Source organism: Collimonas sp., assembly GCF_044339385.1.
Taxonomy (GTDB): domain Bacteria; phylum Pseudomonadota; class Gammaproteobacteria; order Burkholderiales; family Burkholderiaceae_D; genus Collimonas.
Map to the genome: position 1 here is coordinate 1 of NZ_JBIIVN010000084.1, position 10941 is coordinate 10941.

At 55.3% G+C, this 10941-nt stretch carries 7 protein-coding genes; all 7 read right to left on the minus strand.

Annotated features, from left to right (window positions below):
* Positions 1-477: 477 nt before the first annotated feature.
* The 7 genes from ACIQ0R_RS07690 to ACIQ0R_RS07720 all read right to left on the minus strand — a co-directional run bounded on the left by ACIQ0R_RS07690 (position 478) and on the right by ACIQ0R_RS07720 (position 10535).
* Complete coding sequence (locus ACIQ0R_RS07690) at positions 478-1653, minus strand: ribonucleotide-diphosphate reductase subunit beta (RefSeq protein ID WP_395825796.1); 1176 nt, start codon at positions 1651-1653, stop codon at positions 478-480.
* A gap of 253 nt (positions 1654-1906) precedes the next feature.
* The gene (locus ACIQ0R_RS07695; protein ID WP_395825799.1) at positions 1907-4831 is read right to left on the minus strand and encodes a ribonucleoside-diphosphate reductase subunit alpha; all 2925 of its coding nucleotides are present in this window, start codon (positions 4829-4831) and stop codon (positions 1907-1909) included.
* A gap of 545 nt (positions 4832-5376) precedes the next feature.
* The gene (ampD, locus tag ACIQ0R_RS07700) at positions 5377-6018 is read right to left on the minus strand and encodes a 1,6-anhydro-N-acetylmuramyl-L-alanine amidase AmpD (RefSeq protein ID WP_395825802.1); all 642 of its coding nucleotides are present in this window, start codon (positions 6016-6018) and stop codon (positions 5377-5379) included.
* 39 nt (positions 6019-6057) lie between these two features.
* Positions 6058-7545 (minus strand): sigma-54-dependent transcriptional regulator, encoded by a 1488-nt coding sequence (locus ACIQ0R_RS07705; RefSeq protein WP_395825806.1) that lies wholly within the window; start codon positions 7543-7545, stop codon positions 6058-6060.
* A 74-nt stretch (positions 7546-7619) separates the two neighbouring features.
* Positions 7620-9341: a sensor histidine kinase gene (locus ACIQ0R_RS07710; RefSeq protein ID WP_395825809.1), complete on the minus strand. Its 1722-nt coding sequence runs from the start codon at positions 9339-9341 to the stop codon at positions 7620-7622.
* A 118-nt stretch (positions 9342-9459) separates the two neighbouring features.
* Complete coding sequence (locus tag ACIQ0R_RS07715) at positions 9460-9729, minus strand: PP0621 family protein (RefSeq protein WP_395825812.1); 270 nt, start codon at positions 9727-9729, stop codon at positions 9460-9462.
* On the minus strand, positions 9726-10535 hold the full coding sequence (locus ACIQ0R_RS07720; RefSeq protein ID WP_395825816.1) for an inner membrane protein YpjD: 810 nt from the start codon (positions 10533-10535) through the stop codon (positions 9726-9728). The genes ACIQ0R_RS07715 and ACIQ0R_RS07720 overlap by 4 nt, the downstream gene beginning before the upstream one ends.
* Positions 10536-10941 lie beyond the last annotated feature (406 nt).

Consider the following 10941-nt stretch of genomic DNA (forward strand, 5'->3'; position numbering starts at 1 on the left):
TGCCATTTTGTTTCTCCTTCACGAGATGGAAAAAATCAAGCTCCAAGTTGGAAACCCGACGAACCCATCGCGATGGGTACGGCGGATTATTCATCGGCACAATCAATTCTGCTTGTGCTAATGAATTCGGCACCAACTGAACTGCCCCATCCCCTCATTGATGCAGCACTTCAGCCATCATTGACCCCTACTCTGTCGCAGCACGTATCTGCCGCGCTTCAGAGTCAAAAAACGCGGCGGTTACGCCGGCGTCGGAATTCTATTGCGGAGACACTTTGCTTTTCCCAAAGAAAACGCCGCCAAACCCGATTGAATCGGGGTAAGCGGCGACAACAGATAAGAACGAAGCTGTCTTTGACTGTTCATTAAATTTGGAAATCACCTTTCAGTTGCGCAGTCTTTTTATGTACTAAGCGCTGCAGGTCTCCATCTACCTCGTCCATCCATCTCGTTATTTTTGTCCGAGATCTGAAGCCTTTATTCCCAATTCAGTGCGCCGCCGGTTTGGTATTCGATGACACGAGTCTCAAAAAAGTTACGTTCTTTTTTCAGATCGATCATCTCACTCATCCAGGGGAAGGGATTTTCTTCCTGAGGGAACATTGGGTCCAGTCCGATCTGTTGCGCGCGGCGATTTGCGATGAACCGCAAATATCCTTTGAACATCGGCGCATTCAAACCGAGCACTCCACGCGGCATTGTATCCTCTGCGTAGCGATATTCCAACTCTACTGCGCTTAAAAACAACGCTTTAATCTCATCACGGAATTCCGATGTCCACAAATGCGGATTTTCCATCTTGATCGTGTTGATCAAATCGATCCCGAAATTGCAGTGCATCGACTCGTCGCGCAAGATGTATTGATACTGTTCGGCGGCGCCCATCATCTTGTTCTGACGGCCCAGCGCAAGGATCTGCGTGAAACCGACATAGAAGAAAAGTCCTTCCATGATGCACGCGAATACGATCAGCGAGCGCAGCAGTTTCTGGTCGTTTTCAATGGGGCCAGTCTTGAACTCAGGATCGGTCAGGGTATTGATGAACGGGATCAGGAACTCGTCCTTGTCGCGGATCGATTTGACTTCGTGATAAGCGTTGAATATTTCTGCCTCGTCCAAGCCGAGCGATTCCACGATGTATTGATACGCGTGGGTGTGGATGGCTTCTTCGAAAGCCTGACGCAGCAGGTACTGGCGGCATTCCGGCGCAGTGATGTGACGGTAAGTGCCGAGTACGATATTGTTGGCGGCCAGCGAGTCGGCAGTAACGAAAAATCCGAGGTTCCGCTTGACCAGACGGCGTTCGTCTTCAGTCAGGCCGTTGGGATTTTTCCACAGTTCGATATCGCGCTGCATATTGATTTCCTGCGGCATCCAGTGGTTGGCGCAACCCGCCAAGTACTTGTCCCAAGCCCATTTGTACTTGAAGGGCACCAGTTGGTTGACGTCGGTGTGGCCGTTGATGATGCGCTTGTCGGCAGCATTGACGCGGTGCGTGGTATCGACCGCAGGCGCAGCAGTGGCTTGTCCCATCATTGTCGGGTTGAGAGCAGTATCGGACATTTGCGGGCGAGCCGAGGGGGCAAACCCTGGCTGTGCCGACGGGGTACGAGCAGCGGGCGCCGAACTTTTTTCTTCATCCCAGGAGAGCATTCTTTATTCCTTTATCTTTGTAGGGTGAGCACTGTGCCCACGCGTGATGTCAACTCTGTCATCACGCTTACTTCAGTAACGCGTGGGCAAACTTACTGCCCGCCCTACTTTTCTTTGCAATTTATACGTTTTAACTAATGAGTTGGATGCAGAGGCGCGGCAAGTTTGCTGCGCCACGCTATAGCGGCTCTTAACGACTCGCTGTGCGCCTCTGTCTCCAGATAACTACTTGCCGGCCTAATTACTCACCTAATTACTGGCAAGCTTCGCACTCTTCAAAACCCGGATCACCAGGACGCATTGTGCATGCCGGACCGTCCAGTTCCTGCGGCGCTGCGTCCACGGCTGCAGTGCCGTATGTTGCAGCCGCACCACCGCTGATGCCGCCGTCTACCGCCACCGCATTCAACGCGCCGGTTTTCGACGTCGACTTCTCGGTATGCGTTGCGCCAATGGTACGCAGATAGTAGGTGGTCTTCAGACCGCGCAACCATGCCAGTTTGTAGGTTTCATCGAGCTTCTTGCCGGATGCGCCCGCCATATAGATATTCAGCGATTGCGCTTGGTCAATCCACTTCTGGCGACGTGATGCCGCCTCCACCAGCCAGGAAGGCTCGACCTCGAATGCCGTGGCATAGATGTCGCGCAAATCCTGCGGGATACGATCGATCTTGGCCAGGCTACCATCGAAATACTTGAGATCGGAGATCATCACTTCATCCCACAGACCGCGCGCTTTCAGGTCGCGCACCAAATATTCATTGATTTCGGTGAACTCGCCCGACAGGTTCGATTTGACGTACAGATTTTGGTAAGTCGGTTCGATACATGCCGATACACCGATGATGTTAGAGATCGTCGCTGTCGGTGCAATCGCTACGCAGTTCGAATTGCGCATGCCGAACTCCTTGATGCGGGCGCGCAGTTCAGTCCAGTCCAAGGATTCGGACAGGTCGGTTTCGAGATAGCCACCGCGCTCTTCAGCCAGCAGTTTCAGCGAATCTTGCGGCAGGATGCCGCGGTCCCACAAGGAGCCGCGGTAGCTGCTGTAACGACCGCGCTCTTGCGCCAGCTCGGTCGATGCCCAGTAGGCGTGGAAACAGACCGCTTCCATCGAACGATCGGCGAATTCGACCGCTTCTTTGGATGCATAAGGCACGCGCATCATGTGCAGACAATCCTGGAAACCCATGATGCCGAGACCAACCGGACGATGACGCAGGTTAGAGTCACGCGCCTTCTTGACTGCATAATAGTTAATATCGATCACGTTATCCAGCATGCGCATCGCAGTATTGATGGTTTTCTGCAATTTGACGCGATCCAGCTGGCCGTCTTTCATGTGCGCCGGCAGGTTGACCGAGCCCAGGTTACAGACCGCGATCTCGGATTCATTGGTGTTGAGCGTGATCTCGGTGCACAGGTTTGAGCTGTGGACCATGCCGACGTGCTGCTGCGGCGAACGGATGTTGCATGGGTCCTTGAAAGTGATCCATGGGTGGCCGGTTTCAAACAGCATCGACAACATCTTGCGCCACAAATCCAATGCCTGGACTTTCTTGAACAGGCGCAGTTCGCCGTGCGCCGCCTTGGCTTCGTAGCCAGTATAGGCGGCTTCGAAAGCCTTGCCGACCTTATCATGCAGGTCCGGCGTATCGCTTGGCGAGAACAGGGTCCACTCGCCTTTTTCCATCACGCGCTTCATGAACAGATCTGGAATCCAGTTGGCAGTGTTCATGTCGTGGGTGCGACGGCGATCGTCACCGGTATTTTTACGCAGGTCGAGGAACTCCTCGATGTCCATGTGCCAGGTTTCCAGGTAGGTGCAGACCGCACCCTTGCGCTTGCCGCCCTGGTTGACCGCCACGGCGGTGTCGTTGACCACTTTCAGGAACGGCACCACACCTTGCGATTTGCCGTTGGTGCCCTTGATGTGGGCCCCCAGCGAGCGCACCGGCGTCCAGTCGTTGCCGAGGCCGCCGGCGTACTTCGCCAGCAAGGCGTTTTCCTTGATGGCTTCATAGATGCCGTCGAGATCGTCGGCCACCGTTGTCAGGTAGCACGACGACAGTTGCGAGCGCTGGGTGCCGGAGTTGAACAGGGTCGGTGTCGAGCTCATGAAATCGAAACTCGACAGCAGGTTGTAGAACTCGATGGCACGCGCTTCGCGATTGACTTCATTCAATGCCAGGCCCATCGCCACGCGCATGTAAAACGCCTGCGGCATTTCGATACGAATATCCCGGATGTGCAGGAAGTAACGGTCGTACAGCGTTTGCAGACCGAGGTAGCCGAATTGCAGATCGCGCTTCGGCTGCAATGCTTGACCCAGCAACGCCAGGTCGAATTGCCCTAGCTTGGCATCGAGTAAATCTGCTTCAATCCCTTTTTTAATGAATTTCGGGAAATATTCAAGATATTCGGCAGGAGCGTCAGCTTGCGCTACTTCTTTCCCAAACACTTCCTTGCGAATCGTATGCATCAGCAGACGTGCCGTGACCGTGCTGTACGCAGGGTCTTTTTCCATCAGTGCACGCGCCGCCAGGATCGCCGATTTGTGCAGCTCTTCGACCGGCACGCCGTCGTACAGATTCTTGACAGTTTCGGCCAGGATCGCTTCAGCGTCGACGTGTTTTTCCAGACCGATACAGGCGGCGGTAATCAGGCCACGCACCTGATTCATATCCAGCACGCGGCGCTGACCGTCTTCCGTGACGAACAATTCGGTGACATCGGCGGCTGCCTTGCTGCCGTTTTGCTGCTGCGAACGCTCTTCCATGCGTTTGGCGCGGTACAGCACGTAGGCGCGCGCCACATCGTGTTCGCCGGAGCGCATCAGGGACAACTCGACCTGGTCCTGAATGTCTTCAATATGGAACGTGCCGCCGTTCGGCTGCCGGCGCACCAGCGCTGCAACCACATTCGAGGTCAGTTGCTCAACGAGTTCGCGCACGCGCGCAGAGGCCGCACCTTGGCCGCCATTAACCGCGAGAAAAGCTTTGGTGACAGCGATCGAAATCTTGGATGGCTCGAAACCCACCACGGCGCCATTACGGCGAATGATCCGGTAGTCGCCGAAACTGCCGGATACCTTGACGGGAGAGCCGCTGCCGGCCGATGACGTAACACCAGCAACATCGGCTGATGATTTGACGGAAATTTCTTGAGTAGATTGCACTGAGCCTCCCGAGACTGTGAAAGCAGGCGAACTCATTCCGCCTGCTGTTATTAATGAGAACCTTTGAACCGACAACGGTTCAGCGGTGCAGATACAACACATGCCATTTCTACATCAGTCACTCGCTATGCCGGTCCTGCCTTCATGCTGTAGCGACAAGACTGGCCCCTCATGACTGACATCAAAACGGAATGACTGAAAATGCACTAGCTTAAGTGTTGAAAATACGTTGAAAACAAGATGAAAAAAGCGCGCCAAAAAAGCCTGCCAAATACCACTGACAGACTACTGACAGCAAACTCGACCAACTGGGAAAGCGTCCTGCCGCCTATCCGGCACCGACATCTGCAGCTACATCTATATAAGTACAAGATAAAGCATTCAAATATGCAGACAGACAACAAAACAGCCAAATACGAGACAGAAAACACTACATATAGTTTTCTGGAATTTATTTCTACTAATTGTAGTACCTGGAAGTCGCTGACGCAATCTATAAAAGCGATCTTTTTTATGCGCAAAAACCAAGAATGCAATTGACTTTTTCAGTCTATGACCGGAAAGCGAAGTTGCGACTTACCGGGCACTTGCGGCCTATGTCCGGCTAAGGCTTGCTGGTATTGGGCCCAGTCGAAAAACGTTCCCGGATCGGTCTTCCGGCCCGGCGCGATATGCTGGTGCCCAGCCACCGCGGCGAGAGGATAACGCAAGCGCAACGCATGGGTCAATGTTGCCAGGGTCTGGTATTGCAGATCGGAAAATTGTTCGACATCGCTGCCTTCCAACTCAATCCCGATCGAGAAATCGTTGCACCGTTCGCGCCCCTCGAACCTTGATACCCCGGCGTGCCAGGCACGTTCGTTGGCCGACACGAACTGCACCACGCCGCCGTCGCGCAGTATCAGGAAGTGGGACGAGACCCGCAGCGCCCGCAACTGCTCAAAATAAGGATGCGCATTATAGTCGAGCCGGTTACTGAACAGATCGACAATGTAGGGGCCGCCAAACTGGCCCGGCGGCAGGCTGATATTGTGAATCACCAACAGATCGGCGTCACAGCCGGCAGGCCTGGCATCGCAATTCGGCGATGCCACGCGCACCACTTCATCGGAGCAGCACCAGCCATCAGCACCAACCTCAAAGTGAGGGCGCACCGTTAATCCCGCATTACTTTGCCGCTCCGTCATGGTCACAATCAATTAAATAAATTAACCTTCTTCATCCGCTTAATCCTGCTCATGAATCGATAATCGTTGCATCCGGTAGCGCAACTGGCGGAAACTGATACCCAGCAAATCGGCCGCCTTGGTGCGATTGAAATGGGTACGCGCCAATGCTTGCCGAATGACATCGCGTTCGATGTCGTCGAGATAAGTCGGCAGCGACGGCGGCAATTCCTGGCCGCTACGCTGTATCACGGTGCTGTTTACCGCCGCCTCGGGAGGCCCCGGCATGGCGCTGACGGTCGCCCCCCCAGCGCCCACCGAGATATCAATCTCCGGATCATCGAACCTCGACGGCTCGGACGGCATCGCGCCCGCCGCTCCCTTCAAGCCAAGATCGGCAACTTCGATCAAGCCGTCGTTAGCAAAAGCCAGCGCACGCTCCAGAATGTTTTCCAGTTCGCGCACGTTACCGGGAAACGCATAGGCGCGTAAGGCAGCCAATGCTGCCGGCGTCAGACTGGCTTGCTCTGCTTGCGGCGCAAATACCGACAGACGCGCCAGGATTGCCTTGACCAACAGCCCGATATCGTCGAGTCGCTCTCGCAGAGGCGGTAGTTTTAATTCAATGACATTCAAACGATAGTACAAATCCTGCCGAAATCTACCTGATTCAACACACTCTGCCAGATTCTGATGAGTCGCACTGATCAAACGCACGTCAACTGCCTCCTCCGTCGTGGCGCCGACTTTACGCACGCGCCGCTCCTGGATCGCTCGCAGCAGCTTGACCTGCATCGCCAGCGGCAGATCGGCCACCTCGTCGAGCAACAAGGTGCCGCCATTGGCAGCCTGAAAAAAACCGTCGCGGTCATCGGTGGCGCCGGTAAATGCGCCTTTGCGATAGCCGAAGAATTCGGCTTCCATCAAGGCTTCCGGGATTGCGCCGCAATTGACGGCAACGAAGGGCTTGTCGGCACGCGGACTAAGCGCATGAATATCGCGCGCGGCCAACTCCTTGCCGCTGCCGGACTCGCCGGTGATTGCTACCGGCGCCACGCTGCGTGCCAGACGGACGATCTGGTCGCGCAACTCCTGCATCACAGCCGACTGGCCAATCAGGCGCAAGCCAGAACTGCCGCGCCCGCGCGTATCCGGCTGCGGACGGTTCTGCTCGGCCGGTGTCCCGATACGTAACGCCGATTGCACCATCAGGCGCAATTGATCAAGCGCCACCGGTTTTGCCAAATAGTCAAAAGTGCCGGCCTTGAGCGCCATGGCGGCATTGTCGGCGCTGCCGTAGGCGGTGATCACCGCGATCGGGATGGCTTTTTCGCCGCTGCTCACTTCACGCACAAGTTCAATCCCCAGCCCATCCGGCAAACGCATGTCGGTCAGCACTAGCGCATAGTCGCGCTGCGCCAAATGGGCCCGCGCCTCGGTCAGGTTCTCGGCGCTGTCGACGTCGAGTCCCATTTTGACCAGTGCGATTTCTAGCAATTCGCGCAGATGGGCTTCGTCATCAACGACCAGAATACGAGGTGAAGTCATGGCAATGTTATTTTTTCAGTCAGTTTAATCATCAAGGAACAGCATAACGGAGCTTACACACTCCAATCAATTGACTACACGGGATCACGGTGAGCAAACGCAATAACAAAACGGCCGCTAACGTGGCTGGAATTCTGTCCTTGAATATCATGCCGGTATTCATAATCGAGCAGCGCACCGTTATTCAAACATAATTCCCGCGCTAAAAACAATCCCAGTCCAGTACCTTTGCTAGACGTGGTGTAGAAAGGTTCAAACAAGTGGGAACGCACTGCCGGAGAAATCGGCTCGCCGTCATCCTGCACACGCAGCTCCAGGCGACCGGCGACGCTAGACATCACATGCAGGCGCACCCCACCCGGCCTGCCGCTACAGTAACGCACCGCATTTGATAGCAGATTGGCCACCACCTCGCGCAGATGCAAGGGATCGAACCAGACCTGATGGCGGTCCGCCGCATTGATCTGCAGCGCGATACTATCGGCCGCCACCGCATGGGTTTGCCGGAATTCATTGACGATGTCTTGCAGCAGCGGAGCCAGCAAGATCGGCTCAAGCTGCCGCTGAGCCTTGCGCGACAGCTTGAGAATATCTTCGATCATGCGATTCAGGCGCGCCACATTGTCATCGATAATCGCCAGCAGACGTTCCTGCGACTGGTTGATTACCTCTTCTGACAGCAAGGTCGATGCATAGGAGATCGAGGCCAGCGGATTGCGTACCTCATGGGCGATACTGGCGGTGAGGCGTCCCATCGAGGCCAACTTGAGCTGCTGCGCCTGGTTTTCGATTTCGCTGACGTCTTGCAGAAAGATGACAGCGCGATATTCGCTCAAATCACTCATGCGGACGGCCGCAAAGCGAACCTTTAAATGCGCCACCAGCTCGCGCCGTCCGCTACAGTCCAGAGTCGCGGCATCCGGCCCGAGATCTTCGGTGTGCTTGATGTTGACATATACCGCCTCGCCGGCAATCGGCGAGACGTTGCCGGGTAAATCGCTGACCCGCGCCTGCCAGCTAAACAACGCTTCGGCAATCGGCGCCAGCAGCGTCGAATCGCTGAGTTTGAGGCGCGGCTCCTCATTAGTGAGCGACAAACCCAGCATGCGTTCAGCGGCCGGATTAGCCATGATCAGCGCCCCCACCGGATCGACCACCAGCAAACCGTCGCCCATATCCTGGATGGCTATGCGGTTAATGTCCATTTGCACCCGCAGATCCCTGCCGCGCTGAGTCGCCAGCTCTTCCTGCTTGATCAACTTGCCGGCAAGACGATTAATGACCAGCACCGAAAAGAAAAATGCGCTGCCGTACAAACCGGCGTGCATGGTCGAAATATCTGGTGTCGACTGCAATATCTGGTATCCGGTCTCCGCGAGCAAAACCATGGTCGCAACCGAGACGAACACCAGCGCTACCAACAGCGGCGCCAGGATCGCGGCACCGGCAAGTGAAAACAGGTAGAGAATCGCCAGACCGCCTTTGGCACCGCCGGCACCAACATAAAGTATTGATACCGCGGCGATATCGACGCTGATCGGCAGCACGATCTGCAACATGTAGTGTCGCCGGTGATATGCCGTCACCAATGCGAACAGGATGGCACAGAGCAGGTAAACACTACAGGTTTCCGGGCTGGTGAACAGTTGAGAGAACCAGATTTCGTTTTTGCTCTGGGTGCTGAGGTAGGCCAGCATCACCATCGCCACGACAATTCGGGTCACATTGAAGGTTTGCGCCGAGCGCCAGAAAGTCTCAGGTTTATCATTGGGCTGGAGGCGCCTAGCGTTGATCATGCGTATTTATCCTGTCTTGCAACAATCGGGAAATCACCTTCATGGCATCGTGCGCCGCTGGCCTGAGCCATGCGGGCTCGATGCGCCAGGCGGCGTGCCAACCAAGCAACCGAGAAACTTAGGAAGCATGAAGCCGGCGATGTTCGGTGCTACAGAATATCGCGCCGGAGGAATCGGCAATTGCCTCTGATGCCGGGAAATGCATGCCGCAATGGGCGCAAGCGACCATCGCCTCGACCGGCGTCGGCTCGGGCGCGGCAGATGCAGGCATGGCACCGGGAAAAGAGTCGCCGCCAGACGACGAGCGATCACGGCCGAGATTTTTTTTCAAACGCTGGAACCAGACAATCACGGCCAGCAGGATAACAACCAAAATAACGAATCTCATACCAATACCCGATGCAATACAACTTCAAGCACGAAACGGCTCCCGACATATGCCAGTAGCAAAATGGCAAAACCGGTCAAGGTAAAACTCAGCGCCGTGCGGCCGCGCCAGCCTTGCCACTTGCGACCGGCCAGCAACAAGCCGAACAAGGCCCACGACAGCATGGTGAAAATGGTCTTGTGGTCCCATTTGAACGCTTTACCGAACAACTGTTCGGAGAACACCACGCCAGACAGTACCGTCAGCGTCAGCAGCGCAAAACCGAATGCGATCAGCCGAAACAATAATTTTTCCATGGTCAGCAAGGCCGGCAAGCGGTCCAGCGCCATGCCGAACCAACCGCCCCTGACGCCACCCGGACTGGTATGCAGTCGCGACTCTTGCAACACCATCAAGACCGCATGAAAGGCGGCGATGGTCAGCGTACTGTAGGCCAGGATGGAAATCACGATATGCCATAAAAATACCGGTGATTTATCATCCAGCGGCACCATATTACCGGGGAAGATTGGCGGCAGCACGGCCGCCACGGCCGCTATGGGCAGCACCAGAACCCGCAGCCCGTCGAGTGTGTAATTGCGGTTCTCCAACCAGTAAGCCGCCACCGACACCCATAAAGTTGCCGACAGCATCACCGCGAACCCGACACGCAACTCTTCCGGCCCCACCACGTCGGCCCACAGCACGCCGCCATGCAACAACCAGGCGGCGGCAACGACTACCGAAATAGTCTGGCGCCGGATGGATGGCAAAAAGGTGCAGCCTGTATATAAGAGCGCCACCAGAACGAAAAGATATGTTTGCATCGTGTAAGTTTACAGCAAGTGACGCGCCAGCGGCGTGGCGATGATGCTCAATGATAGCGTAAGCCAGGACCACATTTCACGCGGGTCGTCTTGGACGGGTTCTCAGGTTGCTTGTTCGGTTGCTTGTTCGGTTGCTTGTTCGGTTGCTTGTTCGGTTGCTTGTTCGGTTGCTTGTTAGACTGCCTTTTGCCTTGCATCTTGCATTGCGGATTCAGGCAAGCAGATGGCCTCGCCAGTTATTGATATTAATACATCACGATTGCAGCATGACGACGTCGGGCGCTTCGCTATTCACACCGAAGTCTCTGTTTGAGCTTCCCCCGAAATTTAGTCTTCCATAGGTAACGTAAAATCAACGATCCTTTGGAAAGACCAGCAATGAAGAAGATACCAAAACAGATGTACA

Coding starts and splice junctions, on each gene's coding strand:
- ACIQ0R_RS07690 (WP_395825796.1), bottom strand. CDS start 1,653: ATGCTCTCCTGGGATGAAGAAAAAAGTTCGGCGCCCGCTGCTCGTACC.
- ampD (WP_395825802.1), bottom strand. CDS start 6,018: ATGACGGAGCGGCAAAGTAATGCGGGATTAACGGTGCGCCCTCACTTT.
- ACIQ0R_RS07705 (WP_395825806.1), bottom strand. CDS start 7,545: ATGACTTCACCTCGTATTCTGGTCGTTGATGACGAAGCCCATCTGCGC.
- ACIQ0R_RS07710 (WP_395825809.1), bottom strand. CDS start 9,341: ATGATCAACGCTAGGCGCCTCCAGCCCAATGATAAACCTGAGACTTTC.
- ACIQ0R_RS07715 (WP_395825812.1), bottom strand. CDS start 9,729: ATGAGATTCGTTATTTTGGTTGTTATCCTGCTGGCCGTGATTGTCTGG.
- ACIQ0R_RS07720 (WP_395825816.1), bottom strand. CDS start 10,535: ATGCAAACATATCTTTTCGTTCTGGTGGCGCTCTTATATACAGGCTGC.